This window comes from Pseudomonas sp. SJZ103, from assembly GCF_007828335.1.
Taxonomy (GTDB): Bacteria; Pseudomonadota; Gammaproteobacteria; order Pseudomonadales; family Pseudomonadaceae; genus Aquipseudomonas.
Genome location: NZ_VIUN01000001.1, coordinates 620,853 through 639,747 on the forward strand (window position 1 = coordinate 620,853; position 18,895 = coordinate 639,747).

Here is an 18,895-nt window from a genome sequence, read left to right on the forward strand (position 1 = left end):
CCCCCCTCCCACAGGGGATCTATGCCGTCTGCAGGGTTTTACCTGCCGCCCATGATCGCGATGTAATCCTGGGTCCAGCGGCTGTACGGCACGAATTTGCCGCCCTCAGCTTGCGGGGTTTTCCAGAAGGCGATCTTGTCGAACTGGTCGAAGCCGTTGGTCTTGCAACCCTCGGCGCCGAGCAGTTCGCTTTCCTTACAGGCTGCAGGCACCGCCGGCAGCGAGCCGAACCAGGCGGCGACATCGCCCTGGACCTTCGGCTGCAGCGACCAGTCCATCCACTTGTAGGCACAATTGGGGTGTTTGGCCTCGCTGTGCAACATGGTGGTGTCGGCCCAGCCGGTGGCGCCTTCCTTGGGAATGGTCGAGGCAATCGGCTGCTTCTCGTTTTGCAGGCCGTTGACCTGATACGGCCAGGCGCTGGAGGCCACCACGCCTTCGTTTTTGAAGTCACTCATTTGCACGGTGGTGTCATGCCAGTAGCGGTGGATCAACGGTTGCTGCGCGCGCAACAGCTCGAGCACGGCTTTGTACTGGGTCTCGGTCAGCTCGTACGGGCTCTGGATGCCCAGCTCAGGCTTGGTGGACTTGAGGTACAGCGCCGCATCGGCGATGTAGATCGGCCCGTCATAGGCCTGCACGCGTCCTTTGTTCGGCTTGCCGTCCGGCAGGTTTTGCGCATCGAACAGCACGTTCCAACTGGTCGGCGCGGTCTTGAACACGGTGGTGTTGTACATCAGCACGTTCGGGCCCCACTGGTACGGGGTGCCGTAGGTCTGCTGGCCCACCACATACCACGGCGCATCCTTGAGGCGCGGGTCGATGCTCTTCCAGTTGGGGATCAACGCCGTGTTGATCGGTTGCACACGCTTGCCGACGATCAACCGCAGCGACGCATCGCCCGACGCGGTGACCAGGTCATAACCGCCCTTGGCCATCAAACTGACCATTTCGTCAGAGGTGGCGGCGGTTTTCACGTTGACCTTGCAGCCGGTTTCCTTCTCGAAACCTGTGACCCAGTCGTAGGCCTTGTCGCTTTCGCCACGTTCGATATAGCCGGGCCAGGCGACGATATCCAACTGGCCTTCACCGGCGCCCACCGCCTTGAGCGGTTCGGCGGCCTGGATACTGACGCTGGCCAGCAGCGCGGTGGTCAGGGCACTGAGCAGTGCGGTCTTATGCGCAGACATGGGGGTTCCCTCTTCTTTAATTATGGTCGGGGCAGTGTGTGAAGCCGTAACGCATGAGCTTAGTTGTTGTTTTAAAGGTGCTGGCCGTGGCGGGCCATGATGTGGCGCACCACGCTGTAGTCCTGTAGAGAGTCGCTGGACAGATCTTTCCCATACCCCGAGCGCTTCAACCCGCCATGGGGCATTTCGCTGACCAGCATGAAATGGCTGTTGATCCAGGTGCAGCCGTATTGCAGGCGCGCGGCGACCTGCATGGCCTTGTCCAGGTTCTGGGTCCAGACGGAGGAGGCCAGGCCGTATTCGGAATCGTTGGCCCAGTCCACCGCCTGTTCCAGTGCGTCGAAGCGGGTCACGGTGACCACCGGGCCGAACACTTCGCGCTGGACGATTTCATCGTTTTGTTTGCAGCCGGCGAGCAGCGTCGGCTGGTAATAGAAGCCAGCCCCCGAATGCACGGCCGCACCGGTGACCCGCTCGATATGCGGTTGGCCGAGGGCGCGCTCGACAAAGCTGGCCACGCGGTCGCGCTGGCGTGTGCTGATCAGCGGGCCGAGTTCGTTATCGGCATCGCGCTTGCCGGCAAAGCGCAGGCTGCTGACCGCCGCGCCCAGTTCGGCGACCAATTTGTCGTGGATGCCCGCCTGAGCGTAGATGCGGCACGCCGCGGTGCAGTCCTGGCCGGCGTTGTAGTAGCCGTAGGCACGCACGCCTTCGACCACGGCTTGCAGGTCGGCGTCGTTGCACACGATCACCGGCGCCTTGCCGCCCAATTCCAGGTGTGTGCGTTTGAGTGTCTTGGAGGCGGCTTGCAGGATTTTCTGGCCGGTGACGATGTCGCCGGTCAGCGACACCATGCGCACCTTCGGGTGGCTGACCAAATGGCTGCCGACGCCTTCACCGCCGCCACACAGAATGTTGACGACCCCGTGTGGTAACAAGTCCTTCATGACCGGGGCCAATGCGAGGATCGACAGCGGCGTATGTTCCGACGGCTTGAACACCAGGGTATTACCGGCCGCCAGCGCCGGGGCGATCTTCCATGCGGCCATCATCAAGGGGTAGTTCCACGGCGCAATCGAGGCCACCACGCCAATTGGATCGCGGCGCACCATGCTGGTGTAGCCCGGCAGGTACTCGCCGCTGAGCTGGCCGGTCTGGCAGCGCACGGCGCCGGCGAAGAAGCGGAACACATCGACGGTGGCGCTCAAGTCATCCTGGCGCGCCAGGTGCAATGGCTTGCCGCAGTTCAGCGATTCCAGGCGGGCCAGGTAGTCGGCTTGTTTCTCGATGGCGTCGGCGATGCCCAGGAGGATGTTCGAGCGTTGTTGCGGCGTGGTCCGCGACCAACCGGCAAAGGCGCGGTGGGCGGCGAGGATGGCGCTTTCGACCTGCTCGGTGCTGGCTTCGGCGATCCGGGTGAGCACTTCGCCGGTGGCCGGGTTGAGGATCGACTCGGCAACGCCCTGGCCCTGGACCAGTTCGCCGTCGATCAACAACGCAGTGAGCAGCGGGGTGGGGGCGCCGGACATTTTTCGCGATCTCTTTTCTTGTGTGGTCATGGGCGTTCTCCTACGAGGCGCCTCACCTTCTCTTATGGATAGAGAGAGACTAGAGGTCAGGCGCGAGGTCAACAAATACTAAATACTGAACGCAGCATTCGATTAAATAGATGGCTTGCGTGGGTGTGGCTGTTCCCGCGCTACGGTGAGGAACGGATCCACCAATGCCGGGCGTGCAGTGCCCCGACGCCAAGCCAGGCCGACGTCCAGGGTCTGGCTGAGGTCGGCAATCGGTCGCGCTTCAATAATGTCGCCCTCCAGGGACCAGGGGCGGTAGGTCATGTCCGGTTGGATCGACACGCCCAGGCCTGCCGCCACCAGGCTGCGCACGGCCTCGGTGGAGGCGGTGCGCAGGGTCACGCGCGGTTGCAGGCCGGCACCGGTCCACATGCGCTGGGCGTTATGCCCCATTTCGTCGACGTTCAGCTGAATCAGCGGCTCGCTTGCCACGTCGGCGAGGTTGATGCTGTCGTGCTCCAGCAGCGGGTGTTGCGCCGGCAGCCACAGGCGGTGGGGCGAGTGGGTGAGGACCTCGGTCTGCAGGGCGTGGCGATCTTCCAGGTTGGAGAGGATCAGCACGCCCACGTCGATTTCACCGCTGACCAGCAAATGCTCGATATACGGGCGCTCGTCTTCCATCACGCGGATCTCCACGTTGGGATAGGCACGCTGGAAGCGGGTGAGCAAATCTGCCAGGTAATAGCCAGCGACCAGGCTGGTCACGCCGACGATCAACTGCCCGGCTACCTGATCAGTGCTCTGTTGCAGGCTGCGCTTGGCATTGTCGACGGTGGCGAGGATCAGGTGCGCCTGGCGCAAAAACTGATGGCCCTGATGCGTGAGGCTCATGCCCTTGGCATGGCGGTTGAACAGGTTGACGCCGATTTCCTGCTCCAGTTGCTGGATCGCCAGGGTCAGCGTGGACTGGGAAATGAACGCGGTCTGCGCGGCTGCGGAGATCGAGCCGGTCTCGGCCACGGCGATAAAATGCCGGATTTGACGCAAGGTCATCATGCTGGAATTACCGGTGGGGTATTTTTATAGATTTGTCCGAGTGTATATCGGTTTTAGCGAACGGCAGCGACAAGCTACAAGCGGTCAGCGCGGCGTTACATCTGGAAGCACTCTAGATCGCGGCTTTTTGGCACTTAGTTTTACGCTGAGGGCCTATTGGTCCTATGAACCCTAGTGTCTGGAGGCTACGAATGAATACCCGTGGATTGCTCGATCAGTTGCTCAAGTCCGGCCAGGACATGTTGCAGAACAAAACCGGCGGCCAGCGCAAGCAGGACGATAAAGGCGCCCTCGGTGGGCTGCTCGGCGGCGGCGGTCTGGGTAGCTTGCTCGGCGGTGCGGGCGGCGGCGCCCTGGCGGCGGGTGCCATGGGCCTGTTGCTGGGCAACAAGAAGGCGCGCAAGTTTGGCGGCAAGGCCCTGACCTACGGCGGGCTGGCCGCGTTGGGCGTGATTGCCTACAAAGCCTACGGCAACTGGCAGGCCAAGCAGGCCAACGTGCCTCAGGGCGAGCCGCAAACCATCGACCGCCTGCCACCGGCCCAGGTCGAGCAGCACAGCCAGGGGATCCTCAAGGCCCTGGTCGCTGCAGCCAAGGCCGACGGGCATGTGGATGAGCGTGAACGCGCACTGATCGAAGGTGAATTCACCAAGCTGGACGACGACCGCGAACTGCAAAGCTGGCTGCACGCCGAGTTGAACAAACCGCTGGACCCGACCGACGTCGCCCGCGCCGCCAGTACCCCGGAAATGGCCGCCGAGATGTACATCGCCAGCGTGATGCTGGTGGACGAGGAGAACTTTATGGAAAAGGCCTATCTGGACGAATTGGCCCGCCAACTGAAACTCGAGCCCGGCTTGAAGCTAGAGCTGGAAAAGCAGGTACGGCTTAGTCAATAACCACCGGGTGTACGCAAAACCATAGATGTGGGAGGTGGCTTGCCCCCTCCCACAGGTGTTTTTGCATTTATGTCGGCACAACACCAAAACCCATTGATAAATGAGGGCTTCTGCTCAGCTATACTCCCCTCCATTTGAATGGCCCTTCGAGGAAGTACTGTGAAGAATTGGACCTTGCGCCAGCGGATTTTGGCGAGCTTTGCGGTCATTATCGCGATCATGCTGCTGATGGTTGTGGTGTCCTACTCACGGTTGATGAAGATCGAAGCCAGTCAGGAAGCGGTGCGTGACGATGCGGTGCCGGGGGTTTATCTCAGTTCGATGATTCGCAGCGCGTGGGTCGACAGCTATTTGCAGACCATCGATATTATTGGCCTGCGCGAGGATAAAACCCTCACCAGTAGCGATAAGTCGGACTACAGGGCCTTCGAATCGCGTATCGAGCAGCAGATGGCCAACTACGAAACAACGGTCCATAGCCAGGCCGATCGCATGGAGTTCGATAACTTCAAGGCCGCTCACATCAACTACAACAAGGTGTTGGGCCAGGTGCTTGAGCGCGTCGAAGCTAATGACATGCCGGCCGCACGCGAGTTGTTGGAAGAGCAATTGACGCCGATCTGGACCGAAGGGCGCATGAAGCTCAACGACATCATCACCGAAAACAAGGCAGTGTCGGATAAAGCAACGGCGGCTATTGACGACGCGGTTGCCTCGGCCAAGGTCAGCATGTTCATGTCGCTGGCCGTGGCGATTCTTGCCGCTGGTCTGTGCGGCCTGCTGCTGATGCGCGCGATCATGGCGCCGATGCAGCGCATCGTCGACATCCTCGGCACCATGCGTGACGGTGACCTGAGCAAACGCCTGAACCTGGCGCGCAAGGACGAATTCAACGCGGTGGAAACCGGCTTCAACGACATGATGACCGAGCTTACGGCCCTGGTGTCCCAGGCCCAGCGTTCTTCGGTACAGGTCACCACCTCGGTCACCGAAATTGCCGCCACCTCCAAGCAGCAACAGGCCACTGCCACTGAAACTGCTGCGACTACCACCGAGATCGGTGCCACTTCGCGGGAGATCGCTGCCACTTCCAAGGATCTGGTCCGTACCATGACCGAAGTGTCCACCGCCGCCGACCAGGCCTCGGTGGCCGCCGGTTCCGGCCAACAAGGCCTGGCGCGGATGGAAGAAACCATGCATTCGGTGATGGGCGCCGCCGATCTGGTCAACGCCAAGCTGGCGATCCTCAATGAGAAGGCCGGCAATATCAACCAGGTAGTGGTGACCATCGTCAAGGTCGCCGACCAGACCAACCTGCTGTCCTTGAATGCCGCCATCGAAGCCGAAAAGGCCGGTGAATACGGGCGCGGTTTTGCCGTGGTCGCCACCGAAGTGCGCCGCCTGGCCGACCAGACTGCCGTGGCGACCTACGACATCGAGCAGATGGTGCGTGAGATTCAGTCGGCGGTTTCCGCTGGTGTCATGGGCATGGACAAGTTCTCCGAAGAAGTGCGCCGAGGCATGTTCGAAGTGCAACAAGTGGGCGAGCAGCTGTCGCAGATCATTCATCAGGTACAGGCGCTGGCGCCGCGGGTGTTGATGGTCAACGAAGGCATGCAGGCCCAGGCCACGGGCGCCGAGCAGATCAACCACGCCCTGGTGCAACTGGGTGATGCCAGCAGCCAGACGGTGGAGTCCCTGCGCCAGGCCAGCTTTGCCATCGATGAACTGAGCCAGGTTGCGGTGGGTCTGCGCAGCGGCGTGTCGCGTTTCAAAGTCTGATGAGCGACCTCGCGGCTAAACGCGGCGCCGTCCCGGCAGCGAAAAAAGCGTTGTTCCTGGTGTTCCACGTCGGCCAGGAGCGCTTTGCCCTCAAGGCTACGGAAGTGGCCGAGGTGCTGCCGCGCCTGCCCCTCAAGCCCATCGCCCATGCGCCGCAGTGGGTGGCGGGGATCTTCGCCCATCGTGGCCTGCTGGTGCCGGTCATCGACCTCAGCGCCCTGACCTTCGGCAAACCTGCCCAGGCCCGCACCAGCACGCGGCTGGTGCTGGTCAACTATCAACCCGAACCCTGGGTCGAAGCGCGCTGGCTGGGGCTGATCCTGGAGCAGGCCACCGACACCCTGCGTTGCGCGATTGAGGAATTCAAACCTTATGGCCTGGACAACCGTGAAGCCCCGTACCTGGGGCTGGTCCGTGAAGATGCGTTGGGCCTGATGCAGTGGATCGGCGTCGATGAATTGCTCACTGAGCCAGTGCGCACTCTGCTGTTCAGCGCCGAGCAGAGCCTATGAGCAGCGACCCGCGCTTCTTTGCCTTCCTGAAGGAACGCATCGGCCTGGATGTCGCCTCGGTCGGCGAGGCCATCATCGAACGTGCCGTACGCCAGCGGTGCCAAGCCATTCAGGCCGGCACCACGAATGACTACTGGCACCATCTGCAGCGTTCCCACGATGAGCAGCAAGCGCTGATCGAAGCGGTGATCGTCCCCGAAACCTGGTTTTTCCGTTACCCCGAATCTTTCGCGACCCTGGCCCGCCTGGCCAAGGCGCGCCTGCTCGAGATCAACCAGATGCGTGCGCTGCGTATCCTCAGCCTGCCCTGTTCCACCGGCGAAGAGCCTTATTCGATCGCAATGGCGCTGCTGGATGCCGGCCTCGCGCCGCACCAGTTCAAAGTGCAGGGCATCGACGTCAGCCCTCTGTCGGTGGAGCGTGCCCGGCGCGGGGTGTACGGCAAGAACTCGTTTCGCGGCGGTGACATCGCCTTTCGTGATCGCCACTTCGTCGAATATGGCGACGGCTTCCACATCGCCGAGCGGGTGCGCGAACAGGTGCGCCTGCAGGTGGGCAACCTGCTCGACCCCGCATTGCTGACCAACGAGGCGAGCTACGATTTTGTGTTTTGCCGCAACCTGCTGATCTACTTCGACCAGCCGACCCAGAAGCACGTCTTCGATGTGCTCAAAGGCCTGACCCACGTGGACGGCGTGCTGTTTATCGGCCCGGCCGAGGGCAGCCTGCTGGGCCGGCATGGCATGCGTTCGATCGGTGTGCCGCAGTCCTTTGCGTTCAGCCGACATGCCGAGCCGGTCAAGCCCGAGCCGGTTTTCATGCCGATGCCCATACCCCAGCGCAGCGCCGCACCGATTCCTGTCAAGCCGCGACCGTTCAGCACAGTCAGCGCCCAAGTGGTGCCGATCAAGGCGCCGGCGTCCGATGCGAGCGCCTTGCTCAGCCGGATCGCTACATTGGCCAATGAAGGCAAAAGCGTTGATGCCCGCGCCGCGTGCGAACAATATCTGAACAACCACCCGCCGGCCGCCCAGGTGTTCTACTGGCTGGGACTGCTCAGCGATGTGGCCGGCAGCGCCCTGGAAGCCCAGGGCTATTATCGAAAAGCCTTGTACCTGGAGCCCCAGCATTCGCAGGCTTTGATGCACCTGGCCGCCTTGCTCGAGTCCCAGGGAGACAGTGCGGGGGCGCGCCGGTTGCAGGCGCGGGCCGCGCGTAGCGAGCGAGCCGACAGTGAGCAAAAACCATGAGTAGCCCAGACGTGCTCGACACTACCGGCCTGGACTTGACCCTGGCCGACACGCAAGCCATCGACGACTGCTGGAACCGCATCGGTATTCATGGTGACAAATCCTGCCCGTTGCTGGCGGACCATATTCACTGCCGCAATTGCTCAGTGTATTCGGCGGCAGCCACGCGCCTGTTGGACCGCTATGCCCTGCAACAGGACGATCATCGCCCGCAGGCCGGCGTTGCGCGTGGCGAGGAGGTGGCCACCCGTTCATTGCTGATATTCCGCCTCGGCGAAGAATGGCTGGGTATCGCCACCCGTTGCCTGGTAGAGGTGGCAACCCTGCAACCGATCCACTCCTTGCCGCACCAGCGTTCACGGGCGTTGCTCGGCGTGGCCAATGTACGCGGCGCGCTGGTGGCATGCCTGTCGCTGGTGGAGCTGCTGGGCCTGGACACCACCGGCCATGGCGCCAGCGGTGGGCGGATCATGCCGCGGATGTTGATTATTGCCGCCCAGGACGGTCCGGTGGTGGTGCCGGTGGACGAAGTCGACGGTATCCATGCCATCGATGAGCGCACCTTGAAGGCGGCGTCGGCATCCGGTACCCAGGCCAGCGGCCGCTTTACCCAGGGCGTATTGCAGTGGAAGGGCCGCAGTCTGCGTTGGCTGGACGAGGCGCAATTGTTGTCCGCCGTGACCCGGAGCCTCACATGACCCCCGACCAGATGCGTGATGCTTCGCTGCTGGAACTGTTCAGCCTGGAAGCCGATGCGCAGACTCAGGTATTGAGCGCGGGCCTGCTGGCCCTGGAACGCAACCCGACCCAGGCCGACCAGTTGGAAGCCTGCATGCGCGCCGCGCACTCGCTCAAGGGCGCGGCGCGAATCGTTGGGCTGGACGCCGGCGTCAGCGTGGCGCATGTCATGGAGGATTGCCTGGTCAGCGCCCAGGAAGGCCGCCTGTACCTGCAACCCGAACATATCGACGCGCTGCTGCAGGGCACCGACCTGCTGATGCGCATCGCCACCCCCGGCAACGACGTGGGGCCGGCGGACATCGAAGCCTACGTGGCGCTGATGGAGCGCCTGCTCGACCCGTCCCAGCCCGCTGCCAGGCTCGCGCCGCCACCCGAGCCGGCGCCTGCGCCTATCGTCGAAGAGCTGCCCGCAGAACCCGAGCCCGCGCCACCGGTCACCAGCGAGCCTGTGCGCCAGAACAAGCGCATGACCGAAGGCGGCGAACGCGTACTGCGGGTAACCGCGGAGCGCCTGAACAGCCTGCTGGACTTATCCAGTAAATCCCTGGTGGAGACCCAGCGCCTCAAGCCCTACCTCGCCAGCATGCAACGCCTCAAGCGGATCCAGAGCAACAGCGTGCGTGCCCTGGACAACCTGGACGGCCAGCTCAAGACCCTGAACTTGAATCTCGAAGCCCAGGAAGCGCTGGCCGATGCCCGACGCCTGCTGAGCGAAGCCCAGGCGTTGCTGGCGGAAAAGACCGCCGAGCTGGATGAATTCGGCTGGCAGGCCGGGCAACGCGCCCAGGTGCTCTACGACACCGCGCTGGCGTGTCGCATGCGCCCGTTTGCCGATGTGCTGGCCGGGCAGGTGCGCATGGTGCGCGACCTCGGCCGCAGCTTGGGCAAGCAAGTACGCCTGGAGATCGAGGGCGAAAAGACCCAGGTCGACCGCGACGTGCTGGAAAAGCTCGAAGCGCCACTCACCCATTTATTACGCAATGCCGTCGACCACGGCATCGAAATGCCCGACCAACGCCTGTTGGCAGGCAAACCGGCCGAAGGCTTGATCCGCCTGCGTGCGTCCCATCAGGCCGGTTTGCTGGTGCTGGAACTGAGTGACGACGGCAACGGCGTCGACCTGGAGCGCCTGCGCGGCACCATCGTCGACCGGCACCTGTCACCGCTGGAGACCGCCCTGCGCCTGAGCGAAGAGGAACTGCTGACGTTCCTGTTTCTGCCTGGCTTCAGCCTGCGCGACAAGGTTACCGAAGTGTCCGGGCGTGGTGTCGGCCTGGATGCGGTGCAACATATGGTCCGTCAACTGCGTGGCGCGGTGGTGCTGGAGCAGACGGCGGGGCAGGGCAGCCGCTTCCATCTGGAGGTGCCGCTGACCCTGTCGGTGGTCCGCAGCCTGGTGGTGGAGGTCGGCGAAGAAGCCTATGCGTTCCCGTTGGCCCATATCGAGCGTATGTGCGACCTGGCGCCTGACGATATCGTGCAGTTGGAAGGCCGCCAGCATTTCTGGCACGAGGGTCGGCATGTGGGCCTGGTCGCCGCCAGCCAGTTATTGCAGCGCCCGCCAGGGCAGAACAATGATGAAACCTTGAAGGTGGTGGTGATCCGCGAGCGCGATGCGGTTTACGGCATCGCCGTGGAGCGCTTTATCGGCGAGCGCACGCTGGTGGTGCTGCCGCTGGATGATCGCCTGGGCAAGGTCCAGGATATCTCCGCCGGCGCCTTGCTGGACGACGGCTCGGTGGTATTGATCGTCGATGTGGAAGACATGTTGCGCTCGGTGGACAAGCTGCTCAGCACCGGGCGCCTGGAACGCATCGCCCGGCGCAGCCAGCAGGCCAACGAAGCACCGCGCAAGCGAGTACTGGTGGTGGACGACTCGCTCACCGTGCGGGAGTTGCAACGCAAATTGCTGCTTAATCGTGGGTACGAAGTGGCCGTCGCGGTCGACGGCATGGACGGCTGGAACGCCTTGCGCTCCGAAGACTTCGACCTGCTTATCACTGACATCGATATGCCTCGTATGGACGGTATTGAATTGGTCACACTCTTGCGCCGTGACAGTCGCCTGCAATCGTTGCCGGTGATGGTGGTGTCGTACAAAGACCGTGAAGAAGACCGCCGTCGCGGGCTGGACGCTGGCGCCGATTATTATCTGGCCAAAGCCAGCTTCCACGATGACGCGCTGCTGGATGCCGTGGTGGAACTGATTGGAGGCGCGCGGTCATGAGGATTGCGATCGTCAATGACATGCCCCTGGCCGTGGAGGCCCTGCGCCGGGCCTTGAGCTTCGAACCCGCGCACCAGGTGGTGTGGGTGGCCGGCAATGGCCTGGAGGCGGTGCAGCGCTGCGCTGAATTGACCCCGGACCTGATCCTGATGGACTTGATCATGCCGGTGATGGACGGCGTGGAGGCCACTCGGCAGATCATGGCCGAGACCCCGTGCGCGATCCTGCTGGTGACCGTTGACCGCCAGGCCAATATGAGTCGGGTGTTCGAAGCCATGGGTCACGGCGCCCTGGATGTGGTGGATACGCCGGCGCTCGGCGTGGGCAACCCCAAGGATGCGGCGGCGCCGTTGCTGCGCAAGATCCTCAACATCGGCTGGCTGATCGGCCAGCGCGGCAGCCGTGTGCGCGCCGAAACCACGCCGGAGCGCAGCACCGGCAAACGCCAGAGCCTGGTGGCGATCGGTTCTTCGGCGGGTGGCCCGGCTGCCCTGGAAATCCTGCTCAGGGGTTTGCCCCGGGACTTTGCCGCGGCCATTGTGCTGGTGCAGCATGTGGACCAGGTATTCGCCGCCGGCATGGCCGAGTGGCTGAGCAGTGCCTCCGGCCTGCCGGTACGCCTGGCCCGGGAAGGCGAGCCGCCGCAAAGCGGGGTGGTGCTGCTGGCCGGCACTAATCATCACATTCGTTTATTGAAGAATGGCACGCTAGCCTATACCGCAGAGCCGGTGAACGAGATTTACCGGCCTTCGATCGACGTGTTCTTCGAAAGCGTGGCCAGCCACTGGAATGGCGATGCCGTCGGCGTACTGCTCACCGGTATGGGCCGTGACGGGGCCCAGGGGCTCAAGTTAATGCGTGAACAAGGTTATTTGACCATCGCCCAGGATCAGCAAAGCTCGGCGGTGTATGGCATGCCCAAAGCGGCGGCGGCGATTGATGCTGCTGTTGAAATTCGCCCACTGGATAGAATTGCGCCCCGACTGCTGGAGGTCTTTGCAAAATGATCATGACCTTCCACGGTGCTGGCTTGCAGGCAGTAATTCAGGTGACTGCACATGAATGATTTACAGATCGACGGCATCAAGACCGACGAAAATGCCGCCATGGTGTTGCTGGTCGACGACCAGGCCATGATCGGCGAAGCCGTACGGCGCGGCCTGGCCCATGAAGAAAACATCGACTTCCACTTCTGCGCCGACCCGCACCAGGCGATTGCCCAGGCCATCCGTATCAAGCCCACGGTGATCCTGCAGGATCTGGTGATGCCCGGCCTCGACGGCCTGACCCTGGTGCGCGAATACCGCAACCACCCGGCCACGCAGAACATCCCGATCATCGTGCTTTCCACCAAGGAAGACCCGCTGATCAAGAGCGCGGCGTTCTCGGCGGGGGCCAACGATTACCTGGTCAAGCTGCCGGACAACATCGAGTTGGTGGCGCGCATCCGCTATCACTCGCGCTCCTACATGACCCTGTTGCAGCGCGATGCCGCTTACCGTGCGCTGCGGGTCAGCCAGCAACAGCTGCTGGACACCAACCTGGTGCTGCAACGGCTGATGAACTCCGATGGCCTGACCGGGCTGTCCAATCGCCGCCACTTCGACGAATACCTGGAGCTGGAATGGCGACGCGCCATGCGTGACCAGACCCAGCTGTCGTTGCTGATGATCGATGTGGACTTCTTCAAGACCTACAACGACAGCTTCGGCCACGTCGAGGGCGACGAAGCCCTGCGTAAAGTCGCCAACACCATCCGTGAAGCCAGCAGCCGTCCCTCGGACCTGCCGGCGCGCTACGGCGGCGAAGAGTTCGCGCTGGTGCTGCCGAACACCTCGCCGGGTGGCGCACGTCTGGTGGCGGAAAAGCTGCGCATGGCCGTTGCCGCGCTGAAAATCCCGCATATTGCCCCGGCTGAAGGCTCAAGCCTGACCATCAGCATCGGCCTGTCGACCATGACGCCGGTGCAGGGTACGGATTGCCGCCAGTTGATCATGGCGGCGGACAAGGGCTTGTATACGGCCAAGCACAACGGGCGCAATCTGGTCGGCATCGAGTGAGTCGAGGCCGCAACAGATCAGAATGTGGGAGGGGCTTGCCCCGATAGCGGTGGGTCAGTCACAACCTCATTGGCTGACAGGCTGCCATCGGGGGCAAGCCCCCTCCCACATTTGGATCTTCATGGGGCTTGGATTGTGTACAGATCCCGCCTTTTCGGCTCGGCGGACTGCCGTTTCCAGCTGTTTGCCGTTATACTCGCCGGCTTTCAAAAGTTCGCCAACGAGTGCTGCCCGCCATGGAAATCAACCCGATCCTTAACACCATCAAGGACCTGTCCGAGCGCTCCGAAACTATTCGGGGGTATCTTTGACTACGATCAAAAGCATGAGCGTCTGACCGAAGTCAATCGCGAGCTTGAAGATCCGAGTGTCTGGAACAAACCTGAATACGCCCAGGAACTGGGGCGCGAGCGCGCTGCGCTGGCGCAGATCGTCGACACCCTCGACGAGCTGAACACCGGCCTGGCCGACTGCCGCGACCTGCTGGACATGGCCGTCGAAGAAAACGACGAAGGCGCAGTGGGCGATGTCGTCGCCGAGCTGGCCCGTCTCGAGGAAAACCTCGCCAAGCTTGAATTCCGCCGCATGTTCAGCCACGAAATGGACCCGAACAACGCCTACCTGGACATCCAGGCCGGTTCCGGCGGCACCGAAGCCCAGGACTGGGCCAACATCCTGCTGCGCATGTACCTGCGCTGGGCCGACAAACGCGGTTTCGACGCCACCATCATGGAACTGTCGGCCGGTGAAGTCGCCGGCATCAAGGGCGCGACCGTGCACATCAAGGGTGAATACGCCTTTGGCTGGCTGCGTACCGAGATCGGCGTGCACCGCCTGGTGCGCAAGAGCCCGTTCGACTCCGGCAACCGTCGTCACACCTCGTTCTCTGCGGTGTTCGTCTCGCCCGAGATCGATGACAAGGTGGAAATCGAGATCAACCCGGCCGACCTGCGGATCGACACCTATCGCTCCTCCGGTGCCGGTGGCCAGCACGTAAACACCACCGACTCGGCCGTCCGTATTACCCACGTACCGACCAACACCGTGGTGAGCTGCCAGAACGAACGTTCCCAGCACGCGAACAAGGACACCGCCATGAAAATGCTGCGGGCCAAGTTGTACGAGCAGGAAATGCAGAAACGCAACGCGGCTTCCCAGGCGCTGGAAGACACCAAGTCGGATATCGGCTGGGGTCACCAGATCCGCTCTTATGTGCTCGATGCGTCGCGGATCAAGGATCTGCGCACTAACATCGAACGCAGCGACTGCGACAAGGTACTCGACGGTGACATCGACGAATACCTGGAAGCCAGCCTGAAGTCCGGCTTGTAATAAAGATTGTAGGAGCCGGCATGCCGGCGATCCCCGGCCTACGCCTGGGACAACGAACCTGATGGAAAATTTAAAGACATGAGCGACCAACAACTCGACCCGCAAGTCCTGCAACAGGAAGAAAACTCCCTGATCGCCCTGCGCAAGGAAAAGCTGGCTGCCGAGCGCGCCAAGGGCAATGCCTTCCCCAACGACTTCCGCCGCGAAAACTACTGCGATGCCTTGCAGAAGCAGTACGCGGACAAGACCAAGGAAGAGCTGGCAGAGGCTGCGATCCCGGTCAAGGTAGCAGGTCGCATCATGCTCAACCGTGGCTCGTTCATGGTGATCCAGGACATGACCGGGCGTATCCAGGTCTACGTCAACCGCAAGACCTTGCCTGAAGAAACCCTGGCCTCTGTGAAAACCTGGGACATGGGCGACATCATCGCCGCCGAAGGTACCCTGGCCCGTTCCGGCAAGGGCGACCTGTACGTGGAAATGACCAGTGTGCGTCTGCTGACCAAGTCCCTGCGCCCGCTGCCGGACAAGCACCACGGCCTGACCGATACCGAGCAGCGCTACCGCCAGCGTTATGTCGACCTGATCGTCAACGAAGAGGTGCGCCAGACGTTCCGCGTGCGTTCGCAAGTCATCGCGCACATCCGCAGCTTCCTGATGCAGCGTGACTTCCTGGAAGTGGAAACCCCGATGCTGCAGACCATCCCGGGTGGTGCTGCAGCCAAGCCGTTCGAAACCCACCACAACGCACTGGACCTGGAAATGTTCCTGCGTATCGCGCCTGAGCTGTACCTCAAGCGTCTTGTTGTCGGCGGCTTTGAGAAGGTGTTCGAGATCAACCGCAACTTCCGTAACGAAGGCGTCTCGACCCGTCACAACCCGGAATTCACCATGTTGGAGTTCTACCAGGCCTACGCCGACTACGAAGACAACATGGACCTGACCGAAGAACTGTTCCGCGAACTGGCGCAACTGGTCCTGGGCAGCACTGACGTGCCGTACGGAGACAAGGTGTTCCACTTCGGCGAGCCGTTCGTGCGCCTGTCGGTGTTCGACTCGATCCTCAAGTACAACCCTGAGCTGACCGCCGACGACCTCAATGACATCGACAAGGCACGCGCCATCGCCAAGAAAGCTGGTGCCAAGGTGCTGGGCTTCGAAGGCCTGGGCAAACTGCAGGTGATGATTTTCGAAGAGCTGGTGGAGCACAAGCTGGAACAGCCGCACTTCATTACCCAGTACCCGTTCGAAGTGTCGCCTCTGGCCCGTCGTAACGACGACAACCCGAACGTCACCGACCGTTTCGAGCTGTTCATCGGTGGCCGCGAAATCGCCAACGCCTACTCCGAGCTTAACGACGCGGAAGACCAGGCCGAGCGCTTCATGGCCCAGGTGGCCGACAAGGACGCCGGCGACGACGAAGCCATGCACTACGACGCCGACTTCGTACGTGCCTTGGAATACGGCATGCCGCCAACGGCCGGTGAAGGTATCGGCATCGACCGCCTGGTGATGTTGTTGACCAATTCGCCGTCGATCCGCGATGTGATCTTGTTCCCGCACATGCGGCCACAAGCGTAAGCGTAGCGAAATCCGAAGCCGCCTTTTATAAGGCGGCTTTTTTATGTGGCATTAATAAGCGTCAAACAAACAGCGCCATGGGATCGTTCCCGCGCTCTGCGTGGGAATGCACACCGTGACGCCCCGCGTCACCTGATAAGGAAGATCCGTCGTGAACCGCGTAACCGCTCAAGAAGGCGCCGCCGGCATTGCCGCTGCCGTGGCTGAAAGCGTCCAGTACCAGGGCCGTAAGGCCAGCCGTCGGGGCAGCGAGCAACGCAGGCAAGACATTCTCGATGCGGCCATGCGCATTGTGGTGCGCGATGGCGTGCGGGCCGTGCGCCATCGGGCCGTGGCGGCCGAGGCCGGCGTGCCGTTGTCGGCTACCACCTATTACTTCAAAGATATCGACGATTTGCTCACCGACACGTTCGCCCAGTACGTCGAGCGTAGCGCTGCGTTCATGGGCAAGCTATGGGTGCGTAACGAAGGCCTGCTGCGTGAGATGGTCGCCTATGGCGATGGCAGCCCGGAATCGCGTTCGCAACTGGCCGATGACATCGCGCGGTTGACCGCCGACTATGTGCTGCGCCAACTGACCAACCGCCGCGAACACCTGATGGCCGAGCAGGCCTTTCGCCAGGAAGCCTTGCTCAACCCGCGCCTGGCGCAATTGGTGCGTTCCCACCAGCAGATTCTGTTGCAGGGCACGGGACAGTTTTTCCAGGTATTGGGCTCCCGCGAGCCGCAACAGGACGCCAAGGTGTTGACGGCGATTATCAGTCGGATGGAATATCAGGGCCTGCTGGGCGGCGCAGAGCCTCTGACCGGTGAAGAGATGCTTGAGATCCTCAAGCGTTACATGCATTTGGTGTTGGCCTCGGTCTGACACCGGGGGAGTCCAATGAAAACCTGGCGTGTGGCGGTAATCGCCTTGTCGTTCCTGCTGCTCAGCGGTTGCTTGGTCACGTTCAAGGACCCATTGCCCGCCCATGAGGCGGCGCCGCAAGAGTTGTTGGGCCATTGGACCAGCAAGAATGCCTGGGGCGAACCGCTCAACCTGCACATCAGCCGTATCGGTGAGCACCGCTATAAGGCGGTGAGCTACCCTAAAGCCACGCCGGCCCAGCGCGATGAGTACCTGTTTACGGTTTCGCGTCATGGCAGCCGCTGGTACCTGTCGGCACCGTTGCCGGCCCGGTTCGGAGGGCATTACTTCCTGGCGGGGTTCGAGTTCGACGATAAGCACGAATTGGTGGTCTATAACCTCGACCTCGAACAGATTCACCAGGCCATCGGGCAACAGGTGTTGCAGGGCAGCAGCGTGGATACCGTCGAAGGCACCGGGGTACGGGTCGACAGTTCCATGAGCCAGGTGTTTGCCTATCTGGATGATCCGGCCAATGCCGATGTGTTCGTTGAAGCCGTGCGCTACCGGCGTGCGGGCAAATAACGTTTAAAGAGGAAGCACCGGGTGGACGATTACCAGCAGACGATACGCACCTTGTCCGATCGCATTGTGCTGGCGCAAACACCGATTCGCGTCCTCGACGCTGTGAAGTGGGACGACAACATTCGCCAGGGGTTCCTCAAGGCCAAGGGCAAGGCAATGCCGGCCGTGGACCGCGACTATTACCTGAACCGGCCGCTGTCGTTCGACTCCAGTGCTGTGAAGCTGGAATTCCAGAACATCGAACGCGACATCACTCGCCGCCTCGGCCAGTTCAGCCCGGTGGGGCAGATCATGCGTCGCATGTGCCGTGAATACCGCATGGTGGTGCGGATGCTCGAAGCCCGCGGCACCGAGGACTTCGGCCTGATTTCCCAGGAACTGTACGGCGCCGCGTCCGATGCCTTCCACGCCGGCGACCCGACCCTGGCTGACCTGGGCCTGATGCTCTCCGACTACCTGAACAATATTGACGGCCGTGGCGACCTCAAGGACGAAGCCAAGACCCTTACCGCCAAGGACGCCGTGGCCCTGCTGCAAACCCGCCTGAACAAGGTGTTTGGCGAGGCGGAAGAGACCATTCGGGTGTTTGAGTCCGACGGCATCGTCGCCGATGCCGCAGCGGGCGCCGACTACATCAAGATCCGCGCCGACGCGATGTTCAACGACCGCGATGTGCGAGCACTGGAAGTCCACGAAGGCCTGGTGCATGTGGGTACCACGCTCAACGGTCAGAACCAGCCGATCTGCACGTTCCTGTCCAAGGGCCCTCCGTCGTCCACCGTGACCCAGGAAGGCCTGGCGATCCTGATGGAGATCATCACGTTCGCCTCCTACCCGAGCCGCTTGCGCAAACTGACCAACCGCACCCGTGCGATCCACATGGTGGAGGAGGGCGCCGACTTTCTGCAGGTGTTTGAGTTCTTCCGCGAGCAAGGCTTTGAAATGGCCGAAAGTTATGGCAACGCCAGCCGGGTATTCCGGGGCTCGGTGCCGGACGGCCTGCCGTTTACCAAGGATTTGTCCTACCTCAAGGGCTTTATCATGGTTTACAACTACATCCAGCTGGCCGTGCGCAAAGGCAAGCTGGAGCAAGTGCCGCTACTGTTCTGCGGCAAGACCACCCTGGAAGACATGCGCACCTTGCGCCAACTGGTCGACGAAGGCCTGGTGGTGCCACCCAAGTACCTGCCCGAACAGTTCCGCGACATGAACGCACTGGCGGCATGGATGTGCTTCTCCAACTTCCTCAACCACTTGAGCCTGGACCGGATCGAGGCGGATTACTCCAATATCCTTTAAACGCTGTTATTCACGAG

At 62.0% G+C, this 18,895-nt stretch carries 16 protein-coding genes; 13 read left to right on the forward strand and 3 right to left on the reverse strand.

Annotated features, from left to right (window positions below; all coding sequences use genetic code 11):
* Window positions 1-38: 38 nt before the first annotated feature.
* The 3 genes from ydcS to FBY10_RS03095 form a co-directional block, all read right to left on the reverse strand.
* Window positions 39-1,190, reverse strand: a complete 1,152-nt coding sequence (gene ydcS, locus FBY10_RS03085) for a putative ABC transporter substrate-binding protein YdcS (RefSeq protein ID WP_131697301.1) — start codon at window positions 1,188-1,190, stop codon at window positions 39-41.
* A gap of 71 nt (window positions 1,191-1,261) precedes the next feature.
* Complete coding sequence (locus tag FBY10_RS03090) at window positions 1,262-2,719, reverse strand: gamma-aminobutyraldehyde dehydrogenase (protein ID WP_178116712.1); 1,458 nt, start codon at window positions 2,717-2,719, stop codon at window positions 1,262-1,264.
* 132 nt (window positions 2,720-2,851) lie between these two features.
* Entirely contained in the window at window positions 2,852-3,763 is a 912-nt protein-coding gene (locus FBY10_RS03095; RefSeq protein ID WP_145335093.1) for a LysR family transcriptional regulator, read from the reverse strand.
* Window positions 3,764-3,954: 191 nt separating this feature from the next.
* On the opposite strand from FBY10_RS03095, the gene FBY10_RS03100 reads away from it, so the two are divergent.
* From FBY10_RS03100 to FBY10_RS03165, 13 genes are all read left to right on the forward strand, one after another.
* Entirely contained in the window at window positions 3,955-4,662 is a 708-nt protein-coding gene (locus FBY10_RS03100; RefSeq protein ID WP_131697298.1) for a tellurite resistance TerB family protein, read from the forward strand.
* A 159-nt stretch (window positions 4,663-4,821) separates the two neighbouring features.
* Window positions 4,822-6,444: a methyl-accepting chemotaxis protein gene (locus tag FBY10_RS03105; protein WP_145335091.1), complete on the forward strand. Its 1,623-nt coding sequence runs from the start codon at window positions 4,822-4,824 to the stop codon at window positions 6,442-6,444.
* Complete coding sequence (locus FBY10_RS03110) at window positions 6,444-6,956, forward strand: chemotaxis protein CheW (RefSeq protein ID WP_131697296.1); 513 nt, start codon at window positions 6,444-6,446, stop codon at window positions 6,954-6,956. Before FBY10_RS03105 ends, FBY10_RS03110 begins: the two co-directional genes overlap by 1 nt.
* Window positions 6,953-8,206, forward strand: a complete 1,254-nt coding sequence (locus tag FBY10_RS03115; protein WP_145335089.1) for a protein-glutamate O-methyltransferase CheR — start codon at window positions 6,953-6,955, stop codon at window positions 8,204-8,206. Before FBY10_RS03110 ends, FBY10_RS03115 begins: the two co-directional genes overlap by 4 nt.
* On the forward strand, window positions 8,203-8,904 hold the full coding sequence (locus tag FBY10_RS03120; protein ID WP_145335088.1) for a chemotaxis protein CheW: 702 nt from the start codon (window positions 8,203-8,205) through the stop codon (window positions 8,902-8,904). The genes FBY10_RS03115 and FBY10_RS03120 overlap by 4 nt, the downstream gene beginning before the upstream one ends.
* Window positions 8,901-11,174 (forward strand): hybrid sensor histidine kinase/response regulator, encoded by a 2,274-nt coding sequence (locus tag FBY10_RS03125; RefSeq protein WP_145335086.1) that lies wholly within the window; start codon window positions 8,901-8,903, stop codon window positions 11,172-11,174. The genes FBY10_RS03120 and FBY10_RS03125 overlap by 4 nt, the downstream gene beginning before the upstream one ends.
* A complete protein-coding gene (locus tag FBY10_RS03130; protein ID WP_131697292.1) occupies window positions 11,171-12,181 on the forward strand; it encodes a chemotaxis response regulator protein-glutamate methylesterase in 1,011 nt (336 codons plus the stop codon). Before FBY10_RS03125 ends, FBY10_RS03130 begins: the two co-directional genes overlap by 4 nt.
* 51 nt (window positions 12,182-12,232) lie before the next feature.
* Entirely contained in the window at window positions 12,233-13,234 is a 1,002-nt protein-coding gene (locus FBY10_RS03135) for a PleD family two-component system response regulator (RefSeq protein WP_131697291.1), read from the forward strand.
* A 236-nt stretch (window positions 13,235-13,470) separates the two neighbouring features.
* A protein-coding gene (prfB, locus tag FBY10_RS03145; RefSeq protein WP_098465888.1) for a peptide chain release factor 2 occupies window positions 13,471-14,566 on the forward strand; the annotation gives its coding sequence in 2 pieces (ribosomal slippage) (window positions 13,471-13,542 and window positions 13,544-14,566; 1,095 coding nt in all).
* Between the two features lie 78 nt (window positions 14,567-14,644).
* Window positions 14,645-16,147 (forward strand): lysine--tRNA ligase, encoded by a 1,503-nt coding sequence (gene lysS / locus FBY10_RS03150; protein ID WP_131697290.1) that lies wholly within the window; start codon window positions 14,645-14,647, stop codon window positions 16,145-16,147.
* A gap of 151 nt (window positions 16,148-16,298) precedes the next feature.
* Window positions 16,299-17,015 (forward strand): TetR/AcrR family transcriptional regulator, encoded by a 717-nt coding sequence (locus tag FBY10_RS03155; RefSeq protein ID WP_131697289.1) that lies wholly within the window; start codon window positions 16,299-16,301, stop codon window positions 17,013-17,015.
* 15 nt (window positions 17,016-17,030) lie between these two features.
* Window positions 17,031-17,579, forward strand: a complete 549-nt coding sequence (locus tag FBY10_RS03160) for a hypothetical protein (protein WP_145335082.1) — start codon at window positions 17,031-17,033, stop codon at window positions 17,577-17,579.
* A gap of 21 nt (window positions 17,580-17,600) precedes the next feature.
* A complete protein-coding gene (locus FBY10_RS03165) occupies window positions 17,601-18,878 on the forward strand; it encodes a flavohemoglobin expression-modulating QEGLA motif protein (RefSeq protein WP_131697287.1) in 1,278 nt (425 codons plus the stop codon).
* The last annotated feature ends 17 nt before the right edge of the window (window positions 18,879-18,895 follow it).